The 23,469-nt window shown below is 39.3% G+C and carries 25 protein-coding genes; 10 read left to right on the top strand and 15 right to left on the bottom strand.

Going from position 1 to position 23,469, the window contains the following annotated elements; translation table 11 throughout:
* Positions 1 to 8 precede the first annotated feature (8 nt).
* Positions 9 to 926 carry a diacylglycerol/lipid kinase family protein gene (locus tag ACPF7I_RS06425; protein WP_430744218.1) on the bottom strand — a complete coding sequence of 306 codons (918 nt, stop codon included), beginning with the start codon at positions 924 to 926 and terminating at the stop codon, positions 9 to 11.
* 300 nt (positions 927 to 1,226) lie between these two features.
* On the opposite strand from ACPF7I_RS06425, the gene ACPF7I_RS06420 reads away from it, so the two are divergent.
* On the top strand, positions 1,227 to 1,586 hold the full coding sequence (locus tag ACPF7I_RS06420; RefSeq protein ID WP_003398177.1) for a DUF2294 domain-containing protein: 360 nt from the start codon (positions 1,227 to 1,229) through the stop codon (positions 1,584 to 1,586).
* A 121-nt stretch (positions 1,587 to 1,707) separates the two neighbouring features.
* Complete coding sequence (locus ACPF7I_RS06415; protein WP_430744219.1) at positions 1,708 to 2,697, top strand: sodium-dependent bicarbonate transport family permease; 990 nt, start codon at positions 1,708 to 1,710, stop codon at positions 2,695 to 2,697.
* A 25-nt stretch (positions 2,698 to 2,722) separates the two neighbouring features.
* Here the strand turns inward: ACPF7I_RS06415 and ACPF7I_RS06410 are convergent, their stop codons facing one another.
* Positions 2,723 to 4,417 (bottom strand): hypothetical protein, encoded by a 1,695-nt coding sequence (locus tag ACPF7I_RS06410; protein ID WP_430744220.1) that lies wholly within the window; start codon positions 4,415 to 4,417, stop codon positions 2,723 to 2,725.
* A 112-nt stretch (positions 4,418 to 4,529) separates the two neighbouring features.
* Here ACPF7I_RS06410 and ACPF7I_RS06405 point away from each other — a divergent pair, with 112 nt between their 5' ends.
* The 4 genes from ACPF7I_RS06405 to ACPF7I_RS06390 are packed head-to-tail and all read left to right on the top strand — an operon-like array spanning position 4,530 to position 7,691.
* Positions 4,530 to 5,648, top strand: a complete 1,119-nt coding sequence (locus ACPF7I_RS06405) for an NAD(P)/FAD-dependent oxidoreductase (protein ID WP_430744221.1) — start codon at positions 4,530 to 4,532, stop codon at positions 5,646 to 5,648.
* Between the two features lie 50 nt (positions 5,649 to 5,698).
* Entirely contained in the window at positions 5,699 to 6,349 is a 651-nt protein-coding gene (locus ACPF7I_RS06400) for an MtnX-like HAD-IB family phosphatase (protein WP_430744222.1), read from the top strand.
* Positions 6,346 to 7,383 (top strand): iron-containing alcohol dehydrogenase family protein, encoded by a 1,038-nt coding sequence (locus tag ACPF7I_RS06395; RefSeq protein ID WP_430744223.1) that lies wholly within the window; start codon positions 6,346 to 6,348, stop codon positions 7,381 to 7,383. Before ACPF7I_RS06400 ends, ACPF7I_RS06395 begins: the two co-directional genes overlap by 4 nt.
* Positions 7,384 to 7,427: 44 nt before the next feature.
* Entirely contained in the window at positions 7,428 to 7,691 is a 264-nt protein-coding gene (locus ACPF7I_RS06390) for a sigma-G-dependent sporulation-specific acid-soluble spore protein CsgA (RefSeq protein ID WP_430744224.1), read from the top strand.
* A 39-nt stretch (positions 7,692 to 7,730) separates the two neighbouring features.
* Here the strand turns inward: ACPF7I_RS06390 and ACPF7I_RS06385 are convergent, their stop codons facing one another.
* From ACPF7I_RS06385 to ACPF7I_RS06360, 6 genes are all read right to left on the bottom strand, one after another.
* Positions 7,731 to 8,462 (bottom strand): YkgJ family cysteine cluster protein, encoded by a 732-nt coding sequence (locus ACPF7I_RS06385; RefSeq protein ID WP_430744225.1) that lies wholly within the window; start codon positions 8,460 to 8,462, stop codon positions 7,731 to 7,733.
* Between the two features lie 11 nt (positions 8,463 to 8,473).
* On the bottom strand, positions 8,474 to 8,797 hold the full coding sequence (locus ACPF7I_RS06380) for a YnfA family protein (RefSeq protein WP_430744226.1): 324 nt from the start codon (positions 8,795 to 8,797) through the stop codon (positions 8,474 to 8,476).
* Positions 8,798 to 8,910: 113 nt separating this feature from the next.
* Positions 8,911 to 9,141, bottom strand: a complete 231-nt coding sequence (locus ACPF7I_RS06375; RefSeq protein WP_430744227.1) for a thioredoxin family protein — start codon at positions 9,139 to 9,141, stop codon at positions 8,911 to 8,913.
* A gap of 12 nt (positions 9,142 to 9,153) precedes the next feature.
* The gene (locus tag ACPF7I_RS06370) at positions 9,154 to 10,101 is read right to left on the bottom strand and encodes a permease (RefSeq protein WP_430744228.1); all 948 of its coding nucleotides are present in this window, start codon (positions 10,099 to 10,101) and stop codon (positions 9,154 to 9,156) included.
* Positions 10,094 to 10,453, bottom strand: a complete 360-nt coding sequence (locus ACPF7I_RS06365; protein ID WP_430744229.1) for an ArsR/SmtB family transcription factor — start codon at positions 10,451 to 10,453, stop codon at positions 10,094 to 10,096. Before ACPF7I_RS06365 ends, ACPF7I_RS06370 begins: the two co-directional genes overlap by 8 nt.
* Before the next feature lie 164 nt (positions 10,454 to 10,617).
* Positions 10,618 to 12,321, bottom strand: coding sequence for a sensor histidine kinase (locus ACPF7I_RS06360; protein ID WP_430744230.1), 1,704 nt, complete (start codon positions 12,319 to 12,321; stop codon positions 10,618 to 10,620).
* Between the two features lie 144 nt (positions 12,322 to 12,465).
* Between ACPF7I_RS06360 and ACPF7I_RS06355 the strand changes: the two genes are divergently transcribed.
* Both ACPF7I_RS06355 and ACPF7I_RS06350 read left to right on the top strand, forming a co-directional pair.
* Entirely contained in the window at positions 12,466 to 12,852 is a 387-nt protein-coding gene (locus tag ACPF7I_RS06355) for a permease (RefSeq protein ID WP_430744231.1), read from the top strand.
* Between the two features lie 197 nt (positions 12,853 to 13,049).
* Positions 13,050 to 13,799 (top strand): CAP domain-containing protein, encoded by a 750-nt coding sequence (locus ACPF7I_RS06350; protein ID WP_430744232.1) that lies wholly within the window; start codon positions 13,050 to 13,052, stop codon positions 13,797 to 13,799.
* A 36-nt stretch (positions 13,800 to 13,835) separates the two neighbouring features.
* Here the strand turns inward: ACPF7I_RS06350 and ACPF7I_RS06345 are convergent, their stop codons facing one another.
* The 6 genes from ACPF7I_RS06345 to ACPF7I_RS06320 all read right to left on the bottom strand — a co-directional run bounded on the left by ACPF7I_RS06345 (position 13,836) and on the right by ACPF7I_RS06320 (position 21,442).
* Positions 13,836 to 15,896 (bottom strand): GDYXXLXY domain-containing protein, encoded by a 2,061-nt coding sequence (locus tag ACPF7I_RS06345; RefSeq protein ID WP_430744233.1) that lies wholly within the window; start codon positions 15,894 to 15,896, stop codon positions 13,836 to 13,838.
* Between the two features lie 67 nt (positions 15,897 to 15,963).
* The gene (locus tag ACPF7I_RS06340; protein ID WP_430744234.1) at positions 15,964 to 16,728 is read right to left on the bottom strand and encodes an IclR family transcriptional regulator; all 765 of its coding nucleotides are present in this window, start codon (positions 16,726 to 16,728) and stop codon (positions 15,964 to 15,966) included.
* A 57-nt stretch (positions 16,729 to 16,785) separates the two neighbouring features.
* Positions 16,786 to 18,969, bottom strand: coding sequence for a malate synthase G (locus ACPF7I_RS06335; RefSeq protein ID WP_430745955.1), 2,184 nt, complete (start codon positions 18,967 to 18,969; stop codon positions 16,786 to 16,788).
* A 132-nt stretch (positions 18,970 to 19,101) separates the two neighbouring features.
* On the bottom strand, positions 19,102 to 19,752 hold the full coding sequence (locus ACPF7I_RS06330) for a TetR/AcrR family transcriptional regulator (RefSeq protein WP_430744235.1): 651 nt from the start codon (positions 19,750 to 19,752) through the stop codon (positions 19,102 to 19,104).
* A gap of 11 nt (positions 19,753 to 19,763) precedes the next feature.
* The gene (locus ACPF7I_RS06325) at positions 19,764 to 20,561 is read right to left on the bottom strand and encodes an ABC transporter permease (RefSeq protein ID WP_430744236.1); all 798 of its coding nucleotides are present in this window, start codon (positions 20,559 to 20,561) and stop codon (positions 19,764 to 19,766) included.
* Positions 20,562 to 20,569: 8 nt separating this feature from the next.
* Positions 20,570 to 21,442: an ATP-binding cassette domain-containing protein gene (locus tag ACPF7I_RS06320; protein WP_430744237.1), complete on the bottom strand. Its 873-nt coding sequence runs from the start codon at positions 21,440 to 21,442 to the stop codon at positions 20,570 to 20,572.
* Positions 21,443 to 21,592: 150 nt separating this feature from the next.
* Between ACPF7I_RS06320 and ACPF7I_RS06315 the strand changes: the two genes are divergently transcribed.
* Positions 21,593 to 22,438, top strand: a complete 846-nt coding sequence (locus ACPF7I_RS06315) for an SPFH domain-containing protein (protein ID WP_430744238.1) — start codon at positions 21,593 to 21,595, stop codon at positions 22,436 to 22,438.
* A 13-nt stretch (positions 22,439 to 22,451) separates the two neighbouring features.
* Positions 22,452 to 22,613 carry a hypothetical protein gene (locus tag ACPF7I_RS06310; RefSeq protein WP_003397421.1) on the top strand — a complete coding sequence of 54 codons (162 nt, stop codon included), beginning with the start codon at positions 22,452 to 22,454 and terminating at the stop codon, positions 22,611 to 22,613.
* Positions 22,614 to 22,678: 65 nt separating this feature from the next.
* On the opposite strand, the gene ACPF7I_RS06305 is transcribed toward ACPF7I_RS06310, so the two are convergent.
* The gene (locus ACPF7I_RS06305) at positions 22,679 to 23,266 is read right to left on the bottom strand and encodes a cell wall hydrolase (RefSeq protein ID WP_430744239.1); all 588 of its coding nucleotides are present in this window, start codon (positions 23,264 to 23,266) and stop codon (positions 22,679 to 22,681) included.
* Positions 23,267 to 23,469 lie beyond the last annotated feature (203 nt).

Raw genomic sequence — 23,469 nt, 5'->3', positions numbered from 1 at the left:
CGTTCAGGTTATCGAAACACACGCACTTGCCTATTCACAGAAATCGTAATTTCTCCTTCACCAATTTGCTCACCGTCAGCGTGCACAGGAAGACGCATATGACTACGAATATAAATATGTTTCCCCTGAAACGTATGTACTTCCTTCATTTTAATGTGACCGCCCCAAAAAACCGTCACAAATAATGCGAGCAATTTTAATCTCGACACATCATTTACAACGACCACGTCAAACTGCTGGTCATTTGGCTGCGCAAATGGAGCGATTTTCATTCCTCCCCCGTAGTATGGGTGATTCGCAACGGTGACAAGCCATGCATTTGAAAACGTATATTGCTTTTGATCAACTGTCAATTGCACAATGGTCGGTTTATATGTAAACAGCTCTTTCAATAAATAAAACACATAAACAAACTTTCCTAAATATAAGCGATTTAAAATATGTTTCCATTTAGACGCATTTACCTTCCGTGAAATATGTGCATCAAATCCACAGCCGACATTATTAACAAAAACACCTTGCTTTGCTCCTTTGAACGTTCCGATGTCATACACATCTACATGTCCATCCTTAACACTCGACAACACATAGCTAAGAGCCTCGCTCCATTTTATTGGAATTTGTGTCCCACGAGCAAAATCATTTCCTGTCCCAGCGGGCATATACCCTACAGTCACATGGCTGTACATGGCCACCCCATTCATGACTTCGTGAATTGTCCCGTCCCCACCGACCGCAATGAATGCAATCGGTTCATTTGTTTGTTCTGCTATTTGTTGTGCTAATTTCGCTCCGTCTCCTTGTTTTTGTGTGAACACAACACGATAACAAATATGCTGCTGTTGAAGCATCCGCTCAATTTTATTCCATATTTTTTTACACTTTCCATTTTTAGCTGAAGGATTGACAATAAAATATAGTTTCAAACTTTCTCCCCCATTCCCTATCTTCTCCTTTCCTTTCATTCTATCATGGCATATCGATAGATAACATCAATCTTTTCCCTTGACATAATTTTTGAAGCCTTATACAATTAAAAACAAATTATCGCACCGAGTGATTGATAGCCAAGCAGTTCCATTGTTTTACCTTAGCGCTTTTGACGTGGTGACATGGCGAAAGCGAAAAGGCAAACGTTGAAACTGTTTAGGCTAAAGATACATCGGTATGTTTCACATGGTGTATACGTGAAGCATGCCGATTTTCGTTTCTAAAGGGGGATTCGTATGAGAACAAAAGGGGAACTAGAAGATCAAATTAGTCGCGCCCTTACTCAATGGGAGAAGGAATATTTAGGCCGCGGTCCTCTCTCCGTCAAAACGGATATTTTACGAAATATGGTCATCGTACAGTTGCGCGGTATTTTAACTCCTGCCGAAAAAGCATTGTGTGAAACAAAAGAAGGAATGTTGTCTATTAAACGCATTCGTGCCGATTTAATTGAATCAGGTAGCGAGCAATTGAAAGAGCTCATTTATGGGCTAACAAATAAACAAGTCGCAAGCATGCATACCGATATTAGTACGAAAACAGGGGAACGAATCATTGTGTTTCTATTACAGGAACCAGTCGATACACAAGGTTGATCTTTTAAGGGCCTTTTACGGTCAGTAAAAGATAAGCCGGAAATATTTTTCGATCCGATCGAAAAATGTTTCCGGCTTTTTTGTTGAATATAAAATAAAGAAATAGAAGGAGAGGAACGTTATGCAAGAAATGATTATTAACAATTTAACGTCACCAGCCATCTTATTTTTTCTTCTTGGCATTATTGCTGCTCTCGTCAAGTCGGATTTAAAGTTACCAACAGGATTAAATGAATCGTTAAGCATTTATTTATTAATCGCCATCGGTATGAAAGGTGGCATTGAACTTGCGGAACATGCTTTTCATGAGCTCGTTCGTCCGTTAGTTGGAACGTTGTCGCTTGGTATCATTATTCCAATCATTACGTTTGCGATTTGCCGTCGTCTTGGCATTGATCGGAAAAATGCAACCGGCATTGCAGCAACTTACGGATCCGTTAGCATCGTTACGTTCGGTGCCGCACTTGCTTTTGTTGAACAAGCAAATATGCCATACGAAAGCTATATGAACGCCTTTGTCGTCTTGTTAGAAAGTCCTGCGATTATCGTGTCGCTCATCATATTGAAATTGTTAGAAGATCGCTCATATAAGCAAGAAGTAGTATATCGTTTCTCAGCTACATCTGTGTACGGACCGATCATTAAAGAAGGATTATTTGGAAAAAGCGTCTTTTTAATGGTCGGTAGCCTTCTCGTCGGGCTCATTGGCGGCGATCGTGCCCTTCCAATTGTTAAACCGTTATTTATTGATTTATATCCGAGCATTCTCGTTCTCTTTTTACTAGGGATGGGATTAACAGCAGGAAATCAACTTGCAGCTGTACGTAAATATGGGATCAAACTGCTTGCATTAGGTATTCTTTTACCTCCTGTATACGGCTTTTTAGGGGTTGTGATCGGTTATTATTCAGGGCTATCGTTGGGAGGAACCGTTTTACTTAGCGTGCTTGCTGCAAGTGCTTCATATATTGCTGCTCCAGCAGCGATGCGCGCATCCGTTCCAGAAGCAAACCCTGCGATTTATCTCGGTATGGCGCTCGGGCTCACCTTCCCATTTAACTTAACGATCGGCATGCCACTATATTATGAAATGGCTAAGTGGTTTTATTGAAAAGCAAGGGGGTGCCCTTGCTTTTCTATTTTTGAATATGTGGTGGTGGTTGTAAATGATTTGTTGCGTGACGAAGGAGAAGAACGAACTGTTCTTCATTTATATCATCTTTCGGAAAAGCTAATTGTTCATGGCGTTCATTATATATAACAATGTGCTCACTTTTTCGGTGAAATATATGATAACGATTTTTACGTTTTTCAAAAGTCACTCGTTTTATTTGATTGAGAGGAATTTCTCGTATATCCCATCGGTCAGCGTACATCAATTTTTTCGTTGTGAGTACAATTTCCCTATTTCGTTTTCTCCAATCGTTTACAACAAAAACAATTCCTAATGCGGTTAACAAAAAGGAGAGAACATATAAAAACACACTTTTTTCTTCAACTGCCACTAGCCAGCGTGAACAAATAAACAACATCAATACAGTGTAAGATAAAATATTTGTCCAACGAAATGTCCACTGTTGCCGAAATAACGTATGTTCTGTTTGCTGCTCTTGCTTGATTTGCTCAATAAAATACTTTTTATGCTCCTCGATCGAATATTGTTGAAGTGGAATAAATGGAACATACGTATATTCAAACATACTTCTTCCATCTTGACTTTGAACATACACCCCGACCCACGCCACATACTTTTCTTGCTCATCAACATAAGCAAGGAAATAATAGCGAACTTTTTCATTATACTCATTTTCCATCTCAATATGATTGATCATTTCTATATCGTTCGGGACAACGCCATATTCATGAGTTAATACATAAAACAAATGGCTTTTTGCAAAATGATTGAGCTTATTTGCTTCCATCGGAAACAGCTGTTTTTTTCCGATCCGCTCCATTTCTTCATATAATAAACTTGCACTTTCTATATTGTTTGCGCATGCTAAAAGGACATCGTCAGCAACAGTCAGGCGATGTTGTAAAGCCGTAACGATCGCTCGCGCTTGAATGGTCGGATCACGAAACGATAAAGCTTCTTGCAACAATGTTGCGATTTCCTCGTTAAAATAAAACTCCATTAAAGAAAGGCATACGTGCATATCAGCTCGAATAGATAAGTAGTTTTCTTTCCAAAACCGGAAAACGAACATCGGGCTATAATCAGCATCATATGGCGCATACATTTCTTTCGTTTGACGATACTGTCGAATAAGTATGGAAACAATTTCGTCCTGTTGCAAATGACAAGCTACTCCTTCACGATGCAAATGAAGCAATAACCAACAAAAAAGATCTGACGGTAAATAAGCATAATCGTGATCAATAAGCTTTTTAATGACATTCAGTCGATGGCGGAGCTGCTCCCATGGAATTGAAAATGTTTGCTGTTGCAACTCGCTATGAACGATATGATATAATGCCTCATCATATTGTTCATCCCCTAACTCACATACATAGCAAAACGCCATTTCTTTCGCTGCAGAACTGAAGCACGCAAAATGTTCGAGGACATTTGGAACAAACTGTGCACTTACAAAATATAACGCAAACTGAAGCACATGATAGCTCGGATCATCCCACTCGTCAACAGGATCTGGAAACGTCTCTGCTGCATACGCAATCATTTTTCGAATAAAAGCAGGTTGAAGTTCTATCTCTTCTTCTGATAATTGTTCAAGTGCACACAAAGCTTCGTATCGCTTTTGTGGATCGTGATGTTTTAAATCGCGCATAATTTGCTTTAGTTGTAAGTCAACCGTTGTCAATCTATACACCCCAATGACATCATTTGTTAACTCCTCTATTTTATAACGAGAAATGATTAGCGACAATATAAAGATTATGTTATTGTTAATGATGCGAAATGAAATAAAGAAGGTGTGAACAATGAATCGTTATATCGTCATCGGGGCTGGAATTGTTGGTGCTTCTATCGCCTTTCATCTAGCAAAAGAAAAAGTGCAGGTGATTTTAATCGATCGTGAAGACCGAGGGCAAGCAACAGATGCGGCAGCAGGAATCATTTGCCCGTGGACGTCACAACGGCGAAATAAAAAGTGGTATGCGCTTGCCAAAGGTGGTGCAGCATTTTATCCCCACCTCATTGAACAATTACAAACGTACGGTCATCAAACAGGATACAAACGTGTCGGAGCTATTTGTTTACATCATGATAATAATAAGTTACAAAGCATGGAAGAACGCGTGTACAAACGACGGGAAGAGGCCCCTGAAATCGGAGAGGTTACGCGTTTGTCTTCAAAGGAAGTCATAACGCGCTTTCCCGTATTAAGCGATGGATACGAAGCGCTATATGTAAGCGGTGCTGCCCGAGTGGATGGGCGTGCGTTAAGACGTGCTCTTATTCATGCTGCCATTCAATTAGGGGCAACATATGTAAAAGGAAGTGCGACACTTTTGCATAAAGATAACCGAGTCATTGGGGCTACAGTGTCAAATAAATGTTACGAAGGGGACGCTGTCATTGTTGCGGCAGGTGTTTGGGCGAAATCGTTACTTTTACCGCTAGGTATTGATTTTCTCATTACCCCACAGCGAGCACAAATCGTGCATCTAGAACATTCAAAACATCACACCGACCATTGGCCTGTCGTCATGCCACCAAATAATCAATATTTACTTGCCTTTCCAAAAGGAAAAATCGTTGCTGGAGCGACACACGAAGACGACGTCGGGATCGATTGTCGCGTGACTGCTGGCGGTTTGTACGAAGTATTGCATAAAGCGTTGACCATCGCACCTTACCTGTCCGACTGGACGCATACTGAAACACGCGTTGGCTTCCGACCTCATGCGCCAAACTTCTTACCTATATTCGGCGCCGTACCGCATATTGAAGGTCTTTACGTGGCAAACGGCCTTGGCGCATCCGGGTTGACCGCAGGACCATATGTTGGTGCCGAACTTACGAAAATGATTCTCGGACAATCTACCACATTACAACAAAGCGACTACGATGTCATTCAAGCCATTCAATTTCTTTGATGAATACGCTGTTCGATTGCATATACTAACGAAAAAACGGAGGTTCGTTCATGAACAAATGGGCGTTTGTTTCTGATTTTGACGGGACGATTTCGCATAAAGACTTTTACTGGATTGTTATTGAAAAATATTTTCCTGAAGGTGAACAATTATTTCATCAATGGCGTGCTGGAAAAATAAAAGATATCGACTTTTTAAGCACCGTATTCACATCCATTCATCAAGATGAAGAAAAAATTATTGAAGATATTCATCACATTCCAATTGATGAAACTGTCTTACCTTTTATTAAACACGTCCAGCGAAGTGGTGGGGACTTTTATGTGCTGAGCGCGGGAACGGATTACTATATTCGCCACATTTTAAAAAAGTACGATATAAACGGCGTCGATGTCTTTTCTAATGAAGGATATTATCATGACAAAAATATTCATATGCGCATCGACCCGAATCATATTCATTATTCAGAACGATACGGCATTGATAAGTCAAGTGTCGTTCGTACGTTAAAGCAAACGTATGAAACTGTTTATTTTATCGGCGATAGCGAACCAGATGTTCATGCAGCGAAAGTCGCAGATGTGACATTCGCCAAAGGTGCTTTACAATCGTTGTTGCGCAAACAACATATTCCTTTTGTTCCTGTGGACACGTTTGCCGACGTTGAACGTTATTTACAAGAAAAAGGAGTATTGAAATGAACATCCCTATTCCATCCATTCTTGAAATTGGAGAAGGTGTCATTTGGCGCATCGACGAGCTGATGAAAACGTATCGTTTTTCTAAAGCTGTTATATTGTTTGATGATTTCACTTATCAAACGTACGAGAAAGAAATGAAGCAATCTATTTCACCCGCTGCCGTTCATACTGTTTGCTTACCACCCCAGCTTGATATTGTTGACATTATGAAAAAGGCGTTTGAACTTCCTCACTGTGATGTCATGATGGCGATGGGTGGCGGAGCAGTCATTGACTGCGGTAAATATATGGCGTTTTTACGACAAGTGCCGTTTATTAGCATTCCAACATCCGCATCAAATGACGGCTTCGCAAGCACCAACTGTTCATTGCTTGTCAACGGTAAAAAGACAACTGTTCCCGCTAAAGTACCATTTGGCATTTTAGCTGATTTACGTATCGTTCAACAAGCACCGGATCGCTTTATTTTAGCGGGTGTTGGGGATTTAATGTCGAATATTACAGCTTTGTATGACTGGGAATTTGAACAAAACCACGGAGTCAGTCGGGTAAACGCTTTTGCGGCGATGATTAGTAAAAAAGCGGTCAATAGCTTCATTCGTACGCCGATGCAAAACATTAAGCATCCCATTTTTTTGAAAGAATTAATTAGTTCCTTAACAATGGGCGGCATTTCAACAGTTATTAGCGGGAATAGCGCACCTATTAGCGGATCTGAACATTTAATCTCCCATGCGCTTGATCAAATTAGCGAATCACCGCATATGCATGGCATTCAAGTTGGGATCGCTACGTATATCATGGCACACGTACAACAACATCGGGCGGAACGGATTACAAAAGTGTTTACACGTACCGGATTTTTTGACTACGTTAAAACATTAGGCTTAAATAAAGAAGAATATCGAGAAGCGATCAACATCGCACCAACGATCAAGCCAAACCGTTATACTTATATTCATGATGAACAGTATCGAAAGTGTGCCATTCGGCTTCTTGACGAAGACCCTATCTTACAAGAGATTTTCGTATAACGCACATAATTGATCACAAAACCGCTTACCCTACTGTTGAGGAGGTGGGGTGGTTGAATCAAACGTTAGCTTATTTGCGTGAGGCATTAGCAAACTATGCTGATCGGCATCACACGATTGCCATTCATTTATATAAAAAACTAATGAGTAAATCATACAAAAATGAAGAACAATTCGTTCGGGATTTATCGCAAAAAGAAGCGGCATTTTTAGATCGCATGCTGCGTCAAGAAATGAAATATGCAAAGGAAGAACAAGATGTTGTTCGCGTTTATCATTTAAATGAAGTATATGAACAACTCATTTAAGCAAACTATGTCTAGCGCTTGCATGGGCGCTAGACATGATTATTTCTTTGCGTTAATAAAATAACAAAACAAATAGTCCATCGTAAACAAATCGTCTGGATAGTCGATTCCTACATCTTCCCCTTCATAAATGAGCGTTTGAATCAAATCATGAAGCGACTCGATATAAAACTCATATAAAAATTCATAACTAAATGGTTCATTAGGCATATGCGATTCCGCACATACACTCGGTGAACAGTAGTTTACATACGTACGACATGGAATAGGTCGTACATCATAAATGAAACATGTATTTGTTTCGGGATTTAAAAATATACAAGGTAATTGCTCTTTCATATATATTTTCTTAAAATTTCTCTCTTCTGTAAAATCTAACGTTTCTACTCGCTTTATTTGTTCCACGTAGTGTTGAGTATACCATCGTATATGCTTATATATGCGTTCTCGCTCGTCATTTGGCAGTTTAGCAATATGAGTCATCATCCATCTTGCTTCTGCACGCGTCGTAATAATAGGAAAATAGCAACAGTGTGTACACCCTTTTGTACAAGTTGGGCGAATATTCACTTTGCGCTCAATTGTATGAATATGTTCATCAACAAGCGAAAGCAATTTGTTAAATGCTTGAAACATAAATTCCTTCCCATTTTCCCCATCATATCGTTCCAACCATTCATCAACTGCATCAACGAACGCTTGTCCATCCGGCATGTGCTTGTCGTTAATGTGCTTACAAATCCGAACAATTTGCTCATATGTTAAAGGCATGTGTATCCTCCTTACTGTCTCGGTGCCCATAGCATAATTGCCACACCAACTAAACATACAAACCCACCAATCCAATCATACAAATCTGGCGTTTTTTTGTCGATCCCCCATCCCCATAGTAAAGATAAAAGAATGAAAATTCCTCCATACGCCGCATACACACGTCCAAATGATGGGAATGACTGAAATGTTGCGATAACACCGTATAATGCTAAACATATTCCCCCAGCAATCCCATACATCGCTGACTTTCCTTCACGTAACCAAATCCATACAAGATATCCTCCACCGATTTCAGCAAGACCAGCTAATAAAAATAACATGATTGCGCTCATATTTTCTCCCCTTGTCTTTTGTTGTTTTTTTGTTGCAGGTATTTGAATTTTAAAACGATTTTTCGGACATCACAAATATTTTGTAAAAAAATAAAGAGGCGTTTCTCGCCCCTTTATTTCAACAATCCCATCACTTCATCGACAGATAACAGTTTTCCTGTTGATACAACTTTTTCATTTACGACAAGCGCCGGTGTACTCATCACTCCATAGCTCATAATTTTTCCAATATCCTCTACTTTCTCTACGTGTGCATCGATTTGAAGTTGCGCGATTGCCATTTGAACGTTTTGTTCGAGCTCTTTGCATTTTTTACATCCTGTTCCTAACACTTTAATAATCATTTTCTCATCCTCCTACAATATCGCATTAAATATATAGCCAATGGCGATAATGCCAATGGTTGCAATAAGGACAAATATACCAATGAGCTGCGGTTTCATCACTTTCCGAAGCAACACCATCTCTGGAAACGATAGTGCGGTCATCGCCATCATAAAGGAAAGTGCCGTTCCCGGCGCCACTCCCTTTCCCATTAACGCTTCAATCATCGGAAGTGATCCGACTGCATTCGAATATAATGGTACTCCAAGAATGACCGCCACTGGAACAGCGAATATGCTTTCTTTTCCAGCATAACGAACGAGTAAATCTTCGGGAACATATCCGTGAATCCACGCCCCAATTCCAATACCAATAAGCAAAAATACCCATATTTTTTTTACAGTATCAATGACATTTGTTTTTGCATAAGCGAATCGATCACGCATCGTCATTTCTTGGACAACAGATTCCCCTAATTTAATATCAAACACATATGGCTCGATGTATTTCTCTAAATTCAACTTTCCAATCACCAACCCAGCGATCATGGCTAATAATACACCAAACAAGACGTACAACACGGCAATTTTCCATCCGAAAATCGAAAACAACATAACAAGTGAGACTTCATTGACAATCGGTGACGAAATTAAAAAGGTAAACGTCACCCCAAGCGGAATACCTGCCTCAACAAATCCGATAAAAAGAGGAACGGTTGAACATGAACAAAATGGTGATACGACACCAAGCAAAGCTGCTAGTACGCCCGCAATCCCTTTTTTCTTCCCGCTAATCCATTGCTTTACTTTTTCAGGTGGAAAATAGCTACGTACAAACGAAATAGCAAACACCATCACAGACAATAAAAAAAGAATTTTTAACGTATCATAAATAAAAAAATGAAGCGCTCCTCCAAGCTTTGAAGTGATCGACAGTCCGAATACATCTTCAACTAACCAATCTGCAAACATGTTAAACATGAACATCTCTTCTTTCTTCGATAAGTGGCATGACCAATTCTTGATTTAGTCGATAAATTGTAAATTTCCCCTGCTTATATACGTTCACTACGTTTCCACGCTCAAGCAATTTCAAATGATGCGTGACAGTCGATGGAGGTAGCTGCAAGGCGGCTGTAATCTCACACATACATAAATCGCTGTGCATTAACATACCAACAATGCGCAAACGTGTTTCATCTCCAAGAGCCTTAAACAATTGGGCGCGATGTTGTATGAGCTGATCATCTTGTAGAAAAGGAAACGTTTGCTTTGCTTTTTCAATCACGTCATTTAATTCTTGTTCATTTTTTAGTTGCCAATGATTTTTCATCCGTCATTCACTCTCCTCACTTTTATAATAAAACTATTTTTCTAGTTTTGTAGTTTTAAATAATGAACATTTTTTGAACATAATTTTTAACCATCTTCAATAATGAAAATAAAAAACATACAGAAAAGGTGCCCGTAACGGACACCTTAACTTCTTTACTCTTTCTACTGTCGAATGGGTAGCTTAATGACAAACGTCGTTCCTCTCTCCGAACTGTCATGAAGGGCAATCGTTCCGCCATGGTTTTCAACGATTCGTTTGACGATCGTTAATCCTAATCCCGTCCCTGAAGGTTTTGTTGTCATAAACGGTTCAAACATCATCGCTTGCATGTCTTGCGGAATTCCTTTTCCAGAATCGTAAATGTACATATTGTACGTCTCATCGACATCGGAATATATGCAAATCGAACCGTCTTCTTCGATCGATTCGATGCTGTTGTGAAGCAAATTGTATAGCACTTGCATCATTTGTTTCGGATCAAGCCGCAACAAAACGCGGTCAAGGCGCACGTGCACGCGAATATGCTTTGCCTCTAACGTATGTTGCAACAGCGAAAGCAAGTCTTGAACAATCGTTTCCATATACGTCTCTTTCAACATCGGCGCACTCGGTTTTGCGATCAAAAGCATATCTTCAACAATCGCATTAATGCGATCAATTTCTTTTAATAAAAGCGGAATGTGGTATTGCTCGCGATCGCTTTGTGCCATATTTTCATTCATAAACGATAAAAAGCCATGAATGACCGCAAGCGGATTGCGAATTTCATGCGCTGCTTTCGCCGCCATTTCCCCTACTGCTGCCAACTTTTCCGATTGATGTATTCGTCTAGAAATTTTTTCAGCTTCAGTAACATCGAGAAAGAAAACAATACGTCCAATTGGCTCTTTATGTGGAATAATTAAATCTGTTTTAGAGACTAAAAATTCCCTCTCCCCCTCATCTGAGTCGTATGATATTTTTACTTGTTGAAAAGAATCTTGGGACGTAAGTAGATTCCAAAACAAATGGTTTTCTTCTGATCCCTCTCTAATTTTCTCCTTTATTTTTCTTTGATCCAAGCATAGTAATAACATAGCTGATTTATTAATAAAATAATCCGAACGACTTTCATCCATTGTGATAATTCCAATCGGTAAAGAGTTAAGTAATTGTTCAATATACGCCTTATCGTCTACCAATCTCTCGTACAAATGAGAGTATTGCCTAAAAACTGCTGAAAGTAGCAACATAATAAACATATATAAAAGCAAACCGAATATAGTATCAAAAACGAAAAGAATGGCCAAGATCAGTGAGGCTGTCAATTCTACCATATAAATATATATTAATTCTTTTATAGTATTTAACAAAATTAAGCGAAACTCAGTAGATGATCGCAATGAAAAATATATGGTCATAAGTAATACGTTTAAAACAAAAAAAGCAGCGAAGGAAGCAATATAGACTCCAAAATCGTAAATAGAAACTTTCCCGACAACGCCCCCAAAAACGATATAAACATAATAACTCCCATAAATCATCATTGTATAAACAGAAAAGTTAAATACATGGTTAAACCATGCCGTTTTCCGCGGATACCAAAAGTACATCACAAAACTGCTTATTAAAAGTATGATTAAAGAAAAGTGCAATCCATGAGTAAAAAGCAAAGCAAGGTAAACAGACGACTCTAACGTAAAAGCATTTCCATTCGGCGGCAAATATATCGTATATCTACTAAGCAAAACAGCAGCCCCAGCAAACAACAATAACAAAAACCATTCGTTTTGTACGTTCACGTCTGAAAACGGCCATGTATATAAAAATAATGCACATCCAAGCAACGAGATGAGCGTCACATATATCGCAAATAATCGTTTCATCACATTCACCTATGACGTAAAATTGACTCTATCATTCTATTTTAAAACAAAAAAATAAGCAACAAGACAATTTTCTTCATTAGTTCTGTTCAGCCCAATTCACGGTGCGATATAATATAAGAAAATAATCAAGGGGTGACAGCGATGATCAAGCTTCCTAAAAATCGATCAAAACAATGGTATATCGTTAGCACTTTTTTGTTTTTTCTCTTTCTTTGTATGCTTGTGGTATCTCGTTTATTGCTTAATATGGATATGGACTTTAAGCAACTCGTTGGTTTTGCGATCATATCCCTCATTTTATCATGCATCATCGGAATAGGTGGTTTCTTTGGTAAAACGACGTTTGTTATCATATCTTTTATTTTTTTCATCATTGGAATGATTTATATGTTGTTTATTTCTTTTACCGATTTGAACGATGGCTGGAGCGATATAACGAGCGTTATTTCTTTTCTTACTATTTCATTGTTTGGCGTTGTTATCGGAGTGATTGCCGAAATCATTCGCACTCTTTTGAAAAAGAAATGAACATAGGAAGCAGTCCCCTATCAGCTGAAGATGCACAAAAATCATTTTACCGAACAAAAGGAACACATACTGCACAATCTTGGTGAATGTTGGCATCTTTTTAAAAGAAGAAAAAACATTTCTCAACCATTCCCATCTTTAGTTTTGCACATGAACGCAAAAACTAATCATGCAAAACAGATGGGAGGGATGAACAAATGATAACAAAACTGACGAAGTCCATTGCGGCCTTAAGTTTACTTGCCATTGTTGGCTGTAACAATGCAATGGATATGAATAACCGTTCAAACATTTCTGCTTTGCATACAACGCTATCGAGCAATCAATATCCGCATACAAAAGCGATATTGATTCAAGAAGCTCGCTATAAATTTGTTCCAATTGATCCGAAAGACGCAACAAATTGGCGATCACTAACCGAACAACAAAGAATGTATGTGCAGCCAAGACCTTACACGCCGTCACCAAATGCGTATCAACGTCCAAATCAGGTGACGCCGACACAACCGAACAGACAAACACAACAACCGACTCAGCAGCAACCAAGACAAACAACACCGACAACAAGTATTAGTCAATATGCACAACAAGTCATCGATTTGACAAACAGAGAACGTGCTCGTGCAGGGCTGCCCGCTTTACGCGCTGATGCGCAGCTCAGCTCTGTCGCTCAGAAAAAATCGGAAGATATGCGAAAAAATAATTATTTCTCGCACACAAGCCCAACATACGGCTCTCCTTTTGATATGATGCGCGACTTTGGCGTTTCTTATCGAACAGCTGGGGAAAACATCGCGAAAGGGCAGAGAACACCTCAAGAAGTAGTTAACGCGTGGATGAATAGCGCCGGACACCGAGCGAACATTTTAAATCGCAATTTCACACATATTGGCGTCGGATTTGACGGAAACGGAAATTATTGGACACAAATGTTTATCGGGAAATAAGAAACCCGCCGTCTCGGTGTGAGGCGGCGGGTCTTCTCACTGCTCAACAATTTTCTCTAACAACGCATCGCCTGATTGGCTGACGCGTACATACGCAAAGCGGGCACGTTGCTGTACATCTAATCCTGTCTTCTCCGGAACAAAGTACGTTTCAATTCCATAAATGATCGTGTTTCCATATATATTCCCATTCACTAACACATCGCTCTCGCGGTACAAATGCGGATTGCGCTTCTCTCCATTAACCGAATAAATACCGACAAATCGATGGACCCCTGTATCGTCTTTTCGTAAAATGACTTGAACTTTGCCCCATTCATCAACCCCCTCAATTGTTGAAATATCGTATTGAAGACGAACATAATCTCCTTGAATAAGTGAACGTGGATCAATGGGCTCAAGCTGCAATTTGATTTGCTCGCCATGCCGAATATGTCGTTCCTTATCAAATGTCACATACGCGATAAATACAACTTGTAAGGTGATGACGACCAAGAGAGTTAACCATTTTTGTTCACGAACGGAAAACGAAATCGCTTTTCTTTTTTGTACAAATGTAGCGAATGTAAACCAACATAAACCAACAATAGCCAATGTGAACGATTTATGAAGTAAATCCCATATCCATTCATAATACTTTAATATGAGAAACAAACACATATACACCCAAGCAATTGAGCGTTCATATTCATTTGTACGGAATAAAAGAACGAACGAGGCTGCACAAAGAAATGCAATATTCCATCCGACATACATCCGATCTATAGAAAAAATATCCGCACTTGTCAGTAGCAGGAGTGAAGTAAATGAAAAAACGAGAAACACAAAACGCTCATACATATGTTTGGTAAACCAATAGATGACGCTATAAAAAACAAATACAGTCAATAATGTGAGACGGATGTCGCTCCATTCATCAAGCATCATCATAGCGACATAAATGGAAGCAGCGATATTTGTCATCGTTCGTACACCTGCTGGCATACGCCATGAAATAAGAAACAAGACAGCGACATATGCACTCATCACAATCAAGGAAACCTCAGTCACACTAAACGCCCCAAGTATATATCCAATCGCAAGCAACGTGTAACGAACAACATCATTTTGTCTTTTCCATAATAATGCGGGTGTAACAAATAGCAAAATACATATGCTTAGCCATACATACGGTGAAAACGCATCGAACCAAAACGAAAGAAGCTGCATAATACTTCCAACAGCAATCATCGATGCAACGACGGTGACAATGATTTGGAAAGCAACGATAAAAAATTTCTCTGCCTTTCCATTACTACGCTTTGTCATCCATCGCAATCCGTAAATACCGATATAGACGATGATGACAGCTAGCACAAGACCGAATATATACCCATTCCCACCAAAATACCGCTCAACAAACCGAAAATATTGAATGATTCCAAACATACCTGTAAACAATACCGTGCATATAAAATATGGCTGTTTTTTTACATATAACAAAAACAATACGAAAAGAGTGGCATACACGTATGGCCAAAAGCGAAATTGCTCAAATGATATTCCTTGTATAAAGATAACAAACAGCCAACTATGCATCGCCATATAAGCGAGAATAGAAAGTAGAGATGGGCGTCCAAGAAATGAAATGATTCCGTTGATTAAGGCAAAAAGCAATAAAATAAAAAACGATGACCATTCCCCACGTTCAATGTGATACGAAGAAGGAAAGTAGTAAAACCAAAATGTAAGCTGCAGCAGTCCGAAACTGAATATAGCGAGAAATCGAATGCGAGTAAACATGGCAAACATAGCAGTAGGAATGAACCAAATGAAAAACAATAAAAAGCTATCCGCATGCGAGTTATATACTTGACCAATTAATGCAATACAAATCCCAAATGTTATCGCTCCAAAAATAAGCAACCATTTACTTAAAAAATGATGGCGAAAAACCGTAGCGCTCATGCCATAAAACAAAATCATAAACCCAGCACCAATCCCGACTTTCATCAATCGCCCAAGTTCAGGCCAATTAGAAGCGAAAAAATAAACAAGCGCTGCGACAAAAAACAAAAGCCCTAACAAATATGTTGTTTTCACAACACGTTGTGCCATGAAGCGGCCTCCTTAAACGTCCTTTTTATCCATTATACTATGACTAGAGGCCAAACGTATACATCATTCATCGATATCCGAGCCGCTCCGAAATTTGTTTACCTATCCTTTTCATTTGTGCGTGAAGTTGTTCAATCCGCTCATTTGTCATACGAATAGTCGGTCCGGAAACACTTACTGCGGCAATGACTTGTTTCGTATGATCAAAAATTGGAACAGCGACACAACGTATACCGTATTCGTTTTCTTCTAAGTCAAGCGCATAACCGTTTTGTCGAACACGTTCTAGCTCTTGAAACAACTTTTGACGATCTGTAATTGTATAATGAGTATGTGGCGGCAATCCTTTTCTCTCTAAAACGTCCATCACAACATGCTTAGGCAAATGTGCTAAAATTGCCTTACCGACGGCTGTGCAATGCATCGGTGCTCGCTTTCCGACTTTTGAATGCATGCGCAACGTTTCATTCCCATCTAACTTCTCAATATAAATGACTTCTCCTTGATCGTACACAACAAGATGCACGACTTCATTTGTCAATTTTTCCAACTCACGCAAATACGGTTTTGCTTCTTTGCGCAAATCGATTGATTCTAACAACTTTGAGCTCATTTCCAACAGCTTATAACCGAGCTTGTATCGCTCTGTTTCTCCATCTTGTTCAACGTATCCGTGTTCAGCCAGTGTCGATAGTAACCGATGAACGGAACTTTTATGAATACCGATTTGTTTAGCAATTTCCGTTACACCAATTCCATGACGATAGTTGCTTAAAATATCCATAATTTTTAATGCCCTACTAACTGACTTGACAAATGAATCTTTTTCCATACTGCTTCCCACCTTTATCACATAACGAGGGCATTCACATGGAATGCCCTCATCACATCATTGTTTTACACGCGAAAATTTTGCTTTTGCTTCTAAACGACGGCGATGTAAAATCGGCTCCGTATAGCCGTTTGGCTGTTCGTACCCTTTAAAAACAAGGTCGCACGCTGCTTGGAAGGCAACTGAGTTATCATAATCCGCTGACATTGGTCGATATGCTGGATCATCAGCATTTTGTTCATCGACAACCTTCGCCATTCGCTTCAATGTTTCAAGCACTTGTTCTTTCGTACAAATCCCATGGTGCAACCAATTCGCAATATGTTGACTCGAAATACGAAGCGTTGCTCGATCCTCCATTAAGCCAATGTTATGAATATCGGGTACTTTTGAACATCCAATCCCTTGGTCAATCCAACGAACGACGTAACCAAGAATACCTTGTGCATTATTGTCTAACTCTTGTTGAATTTCCTCAGGCGTCCATTGTGGGTTGACAGCGACAGGAATTTGTAATATGTCATCACGATAGTTTTTCACATGTTTCTTCAGTTCATCTTGCACCATAAACACATCTACTTGATGATAATGAAGCGCATGTAACGTCGCTGCAGTCGGTGACGGAACCCAAGCTGTATTTGCCCCAGCTTGCGGATGGGCAATTTTTTGCTTTAACATTTCCGCCATCATATCAGGCATCGCCCACATCCCTTTACCAATTTGGGCACGACCTTGAAAACCAGTTAGTAATCCAATCGCTACGTTCGATTTTTCATAGCTTTGTAGCCATACGGACGACTTCATTTCATTTTTCCGAATCATCGGTCCTGCTTCCATTGATGTGTGAATTTCGTCGCCTGTACGATCTAAAAATCCTGTGTTAATAAAAATAATTCGATCCCTTACTCGATAAATACAATTTTTCAAATTCAATGTTGTGCGCCGCTCTTCATCCATGACACCAATTTTAATTGTATTCCGTTCAAGGCCGAGCATATCTTCAACCCGATCAAACAACTCATCTGCAAATGCTACTTCTTCTGAACCGTGCATTTTCGGCTTTACAATGTAGATCGAACCTTTTCTCGAATTAACATACTTCCCATTGCCGAGAAGCGAATGTTTCATAATTAAAGTCGTTACGACCGCATCTAAAATACCTTCGTACACTTCTTCTCCATTTTCAAATAAAATCGTATTGTTCGTCATTAAGTGCCCAACGTTGCGCACAAACATGAGTGAACGGCCTGGCAATGTGAGCGTCTCGCCACTTGGTGTTGTATATACACGATCTGGATTTAGCTCGCGTGTAACGGTTTTGTTTCCTTTTGTAAAGCTCGCTGTTAAGTCACCACGAACTAAACCGAGTAAGTTGCGATATACAAGCACTTTATCTTCTGCATCCACCGCTGCAACGGAATCTTCGCAGTCCATAATTGTTGTTAACGCAGCTTCTAAATAAACGTCCTTAATACCTGCTGCATCCATCTGTCCAATCGGGTGAGTACGATCAATTTGTATCTCAATATGTAGACCGTTGTTTTTCAATAAAATCGCAGACGGTTGCTCTGGTGAACCTTGATACCCAACAAATTTTTGCCCATCTCGCAACGTTGTTGTTTGTCCGTCGTTCGTTGTCACAGTTAGCACACCGTTTACAACAGCGTATTGAACGGCATCTTTGTGTGAATATCCACGAAGCGGTACCGCTTCATCTAAAAAGGCACGGACGTAAGCAATGACTTTTTCACCGCGCACCGGATTGTATCCTTTTCCGCGCTCAGCTCCATCTTCTTCACTAATCACATCTGTCCCATATAGCGCATCGTACAAACTTCCCCAACGGGCATTGGCTGCATTTAGCGCATAACGTGCGTTTGTAATTGGAACAACGAGCTGCGGACCTGCTTGCTTAGCAATTTCATCATCCACATTTTCTGTTGTAATTTCAAAATCCTCAACTTCTGGCTCTAAATATCCGATTTCTTGTAAAAACGATTTATATTGTTCAAAATCAAACTGTCCACGATGTTGTTTATGCCATTCATTAATCTTTTCTTGCAGTTCATCACGCTTCGCAAGCAACGCTTTATTTTTCGGTGTGAGTTCTTCAATCAGCTGTTCAAAATCGCTCCAAAATTTGCTTGCATCTACCCCGCTATTCGGCAACACTTCATTTGTCATAAAATCATAAAAAATGCTCGCTACTTGCAAACGTCCAACTCGTACATATTCTCCCATCATCATTCCCCTTCCCCTTTTTGTTGCGTATTATGAAACATCGTTTCAAATTGCTCGAAAATATCATACCATACAAAAACAGAAAATTTCAACAATTTTCTTACAATGAATAAAGGCAGGGAAAGTCCCGCCTTACTTGTAAATCCCATATTTTATAATATTCACATATTCATCTAACTCTTGCACAACCAAATCCCCGTGTTGAATCGGATGATATTGTTTATTTTTATACAATTGCATATACTTATTCGATAATTGTTCAACGATCAACATCGTCATGCGCACGACAGTTTCAACACATACATCGTCACGCAATGTTTCTTTCTGCAGAAGATCTTTTAAAAAAATATATTGCAATTGAAAATCTTCAGCATATGTTTCGTAATGTTCCGCAAGCAGTTGTTCCATTTCTTTTTTCACCGCTTTTGGTGGATTAGCGACTGCATCGATAACTAGTTGTGTTTCATTCGGATATTTCATAAATACTCGTTGCTTGATAAGCAAAATTTGTTTTATTCGTTCAAAAAAGTCACTACATCTCAGTTCATTTACTGCTTCCATCGTTTTTTCAGTCAATAACCGTTTTGCATAATGAACGACATACAAATACAAATTTTTTTTGCTTTTAAAATAGTGAAACAACAATCCCTTTGAAATGCCAGCGCGGCTCGTCATCACATCCGTTGATGCGTTTTCGTATCCGTTCTGTACAAACTCTTCAATAACGATTTGAATAATGAGATTCTTTTTTTCTTCTGGTTGCCTTTCAAACGTTTCGTACAATCAAACCACCCTCATGCGACAATATCTTTCTTTTTGTAAATAATGTATGCTAAAACGATGCTCACACTAATGATTGCTATCATTAAACTAACGTATAGTACATCGAGTTGCAACTCATAAATGATCGGTGCTGCATCAACATATTTAAACGGGCTAAAGTATTTCAAAAAAGATAAATCTTCAGAAATGCTTGACATCATGCTCATAAAATAAGTGACGAAAACAAGCCCAAGGGCAAACGATGACGCATTTCTCGTTTTACGCATCATCGTTGATAACAAAAATGCCACAGCCGCGAACGTAACGTGAAGAAATATCGTTGCTACTGTCAGTAAATAAATAGCTTTTAACGAAACGTCATATTCTTTAGCGATCTGAAAGCCGACTAAACTAACAAGGAAGGAAACCGTATTTATGATAATAATATTTACAACGACAACGAGTCCTTTACTTGTCAAAACCTCACTTCTTGTGACTGGTTTAGCAAGTAAAAATTCAATCGTTTTATCGTTTTCCTCTTTCGCGACAATATTTGCGGCTAACATAGCTGCGTAAACACTGCCAAGCAACGTCGTCATCGCATACACACGCACACCGTAATACCCTGTCAAATCACCAATGCTCAATTGATCCATTCCAAATGCTTTAATCATGGCTGGTGGCAACGATTGAAGCAGCTTCGTTACTTCTTTTTGTTGCTCCGCGAACTGTGGGAAAATACTTAGCGTCAACAGTATAAGTCCGCTAAGCACAACAGTCCAAATAACTAAAGATTTTGCGTTTCGTTTCCATTCCCGTTTAAACATCATCTATCCCCTCACTTTTCGTAATAGTGCATAAACACATCTTCAAGAGACGGTTCGCTCATCGACACATCTTTAATGCGTAAATTGTGCAACTCGGCTATTAGTTCGTTCATATCCCCTCTGTATAACATCATCACTTCATTACCGCTGACTTCTTTTTTTACAACTCCCTCTAAATCAAATGTCGCATATTGTCCTTCCTCGAGCACGATCGTCACGTGTTTCAGCTGGTTTTTCGTTAAGTGTTCGATCGTCTCCACTTGAATAAGCTTGCCTTCTTTAATAATTGCTACACGATCACAAAGTTTTTGTACTTCAGAAAGAATATGTGAGGAGAAGAAAATCGTTACCCCTTTTTTCCGCTCTTCTAAAAGAAGTTCAAAAAACGTATGCTGCATAAGCGGATCTAATCCACCTGTTGGCTCATCTAAAATAAGCAGTTTCGGTTCGTGTAACAACGCTTGAACGATCCCCACTTTTTTTCGATTTCCAAATGATAAATCTTCCATTTTTTTATGAACGTCTAAATCAAGACGCTCAGCCAGCTGTTTCAATCGTCGATCGGACACTTTGTAAAATGACGCTGAGTACGTCAATAAGTCGATCACTTTCATATCATCATAGTAATGCACTTCAGAAGGTAAGTAGCCGACATGCCTCCGAATTTCTTTTGCATCTTTCACAATATCTTTTCCGAAAATCGTCGCCCTGCCGCTCGTCGGATAAATAAAGTTTAGTAACGTACGAATCGTCGTACTTTTTCCTGCTCCGTTCGGTCCGATAAACCCAAAAATTTCCCCTTCCTTAATAGAGAATGTTACCTCTTCAATTCCTCGATTGTTTTTATACCTCTTTGTTAGCTGTTTGACATCAACAATGCCCATCGTTTCGCCCCCCTTGGCGTTATACTTTATTGACTGATAAGTCAATTCCATAATACAACAGTTTGACTCAATAGTCAATAAAGAGATATTTACATATAATTCAAAAAGTGATATCATTAAAATATCTTTATGATGTTAGGAGGAAGAAATATGAAAGAAATGAAAGCTTGGTATATGAATGGTTTTTTCGCTTTGTTTCTTATCATCACATTACTTGCAGGTGCTATGTGGCGTTTTTTTATGGAGATGGAACTTATCCTTCCACTTTTCCTTGCTTTTTTCGCCTTCTTATTAATGACAGGCATGACTATGGTGCAACCTAATCAAGCAAAAGTCGTCATCTTTTTCGGAAAGTATGTCGGTACTATTCGTGATAGCGGTTTATTTTTGACTATTCCACTTAGCGTTCGCAAAACCGTTTCATTACGTGTTCGCAACTTCAACAGCGCCAAATTAAAAGTGAATGACGTTGAAGGGAATCCAATTGAAATTGCAGCGGTCGTCGTTTTTAAAGTGATTGATTCAGCGAAAGCCATATTTGATGTAGATAACTACGAGCAATTTGTCGAAATTCAGAGTGAGACAGCCATTCGTCACGTCGCAACAAAATATCCGTATGACACATTTGAAAACGAAAACATCTCGCTACGTGGAAACGCCGACGTCGTCTCAGAAGTATTAGCAAAAGAATTACAAGAACGTCTAAATGTAGCTGGTGTTGAAGTTATTGAAGCACGTTTAACACACTTAGCGTACTCGACTGAAATTGCAAGCGCTATGTTACAACGTCAGCAAGCTACGGCCATCCTAGCAGCACGAAAAAAAATTGTTGAGGGGGCAGTTTCAATGGCAAAAATGGCGATTGAACAGCTAGATCAAGAAGCCCATTTGCAGTTAGATGAGGAAAGGAAAGCAAATATGGTTAACAATTTGATGGTGGCAATTATTTCTGATCGTGGAGCCCAACCAGTCATCAACGTCGGAACGTTATACTAACGGTGAATACGAAATGACAAAGAAAAAAAACTTTCCGCTACGAATCGATCCAAAATTGTATGAAATCATCGAACGTTGGGCACAAGATGAATTTCGAAGCGTGAATGCTCATATCGAATTTCTACTGCGTGAAGCAGCAAAGCGCGAAGGACGTTTGAAAGAAAATAAAAAATAGAAAGGTGTCCCAAAAGCTTTCGGGACACCTTTTTCCGTCATCATACCTCTACGCATGGAGAAATACTATTTCGCAAATATATGGTTTCCAATCACAACCGTCACTTGGCGCGAGCGGATCCATTCGCTTTTCGCCGTCTTTGGATTGTAAAAGTACAATGAACCACTTCCTAAACCGCGAAAAGCAATGGCTTCTTCAACCGCTCGATATGCTTCTCGATCCGCTGGTTTGTTAATCTCGCCGTTTTGCACAGGAGTGAACGCATAATATCCCCCTGAACGCTCATAAATGACTTGGCGAATTGTATTTGGAAAATTCGGATGGTCGACACGATTCAACACGACTGTAGCAACCGCCACCTTCCCTGCAAACGGCTCTCCTTTTGCTTCCGCATGAACGAGGCGAGCTAACAAATCTTTATCGGCTTGAGAAATAGGTTGCGGAATACGCAACGCTTCACCAACGAATAAAATATCGGATTGTTTTTGATTGATTCGTTGAAGCTCTAGCAATGAAACATTGTAACTTTTTGCAATCGTCCAAAACGTTTCCCCTTGTTTTACATAATGAACTGTCGTTTGTGCAGCTACTTCAGTTGTTGAAAAACAAAAAGCTGCTACAAAGGCAGAAGCAAGTGCTAGCCATTTCCTCATATTATCCCTCCTAATCCGTTGCTCGCTTATAAGACTAGCAGGGATTTAGCAATCTATCATTATCTAATTTATGGAAAAACCTCAAAATACATGGTATGCAACGATCGGGACAGTATATGGAAATTTATTCATTTAGTAAGATTTTCATCATGAATAAACACTCATGCATATCTCAAAACAAAAAATACAATACGTATTGACAA

It is taken from the genome of Anoxybacillus dikiliensis, from assembly GCF_050613275.1.
Taxonomy (GTDB): Bacteria; Bacillota; Bacilli; order Bacillales; family Anoxybacillaceae; genus Anoxybacillus.
Note: the sequence above shows the minus strand (reverse complement) of the source record. Positions and strands in the feature narration are given on the sequence as shown.

Bases quoted from the DNA above. Each gene is read 5' to 3' on its own strand.
- ACPF7I_RS06420 (WP_003398177.1), top strand. From the start codon at position 1,227: ATGAGAACAAAAGGGGAACTAGAAGATCAAATTAGTCGCGCCCTTACT.
- ACPF7I_RS06415 (WP_430744219.1), top strand. From the start codon at position 1,708: ATGCAAGAAATGATTATTAACAATTTAACGTCACCAGCCATCTTATTT.
- ACPF7I_RS06405 (WP_430744221.1), top strand. From the start codon at position 4,530: ATGAATCGTTATATCGTCATCGGGGCTGGAATTGTTGGTGCTTCTATC.
- ACPF7I_RS06400 (WP_430744222.1), top strand. From the start codon at position 5,699: ATGAACAAATGGGCGTTTGTTTCTGATTTTGACGGGACGATTTCGCAT.
- ACPF7I_RS06395 (WP_430744223.1), top strand. From the start codon at position 6,346: ATGAACATCCCTATTCCATCCATTCTTGAAATTGGAGAAGGTGTCATT.
- ACPF7I_RS06385 (WP_430744225.1), bottom strand. From the start codon at position 8,462: ATGCCTTTAACATATGAGCAAATTGTTCGGATTTGTAAGCACATTAAC.
- ACPF7I_RS06380 (WP_430744226.1), bottom strand. From the start codon at position 8,797: ATGAGCGCAATCATGTTATTTTTATTAGCTGGTCTTGCTGAAATCGGT.
- ACPF7I_RS06375 (WP_430744227.1), bottom strand. From the start codon at position 9,141: ATGATTATTAAAGTGTTAGGAACAGGATGTAAAAAATGCAAAGAGCTC.
- ACPF7I_RS06370 (WP_430744228.1), bottom strand. From the start codon at position 10,101: ATGTTTAACATGTTTGCAGATTGGTTAGTTGAAGATGTATTCGGACTG.
- ACPF7I_RS06365 (WP_430744229.1), bottom strand. From the start codon at position 10,453: ATGAAAAATCATTGGCAACTAAAAAATGAACAAGAATTAAATGACGTG.
- ACPF7I_RS06360 (WP_430744230.1), bottom strand. From the start codon at position 12,321: ATGAAACGATTATTTGCGATATATGTGACGCTCATCTCGTTGCTTGGA.
- ACPF7I_RS06355 (WP_430744231.1), top strand. From the start codon at position 12,466: ATGATCAAGCTTCCTAAAAATCGATCAAAACAATGGTATATCGTTAGC.
- ACPF7I_RS06350 (WP_430744232.1), top strand. From the start codon at position 13,050: ATGATAACAAAACTGACGAAGTCCATTGCGGCCTTAAGTTTACTTGCC.
- ACPF7I_RS06345 (WP_430744233.1), bottom strand. From the start codon at position 15,896: ATGGCACAACGTGTTGTGAAAACAACATATTTGTTAGGGCTTTTGTTT.
- ACPF7I_RS06340 (WP_430744234.1), bottom strand. From the start codon at position 16,728: ATGGAAAAAGATTCATTTGTCAAGTCAGTTAGTAGGGCATTAAAAATT.
- ACPF7I_RS06335 (WP_430745955.1), bottom strand. From the start codon at position 18,969: ATGGGAGAATATGTACGAGTTGGACGTTTGCAAGTAGCGAGCATTTTT.
- ACPF7I_RS06325 (WP_430744236.1), bottom strand. From the start codon at position 20,561: ATGATGTTTAAACGGGAATGGAAACGAAACGCAAAATCTTTAGTTATT.
- ACPF7I_RS06320 (WP_430744237.1), bottom strand. From the start codon at position 21,442: ATGGGCATTGTTGATGTCAAACAGCTAACAAAGAGGTATAAAAACAAT.
- ACPF7I_RS06315 (WP_430744238.1), top strand. From the start codon at position 21,593: ATGAAAGAAATGAAAGCTTGGTATATGAATGGTTTTTTCGCTTTGTTT.
- ACPF7I_RS06310 (WP_003397421.1), top strand. From the start codon at position 22,452: ATGACAAAGAAAAAAAACTTTCCGCTACGAATCGATCCAAAATTGTAT.
- ACPF7I_RS06305 (WP_430744239.1), bottom strand. From the start codon at position 23,266: ATGAGGAAATGGCTAGCACTTGCTTCTGCCTTTGTAGCAGCTTTTTGT.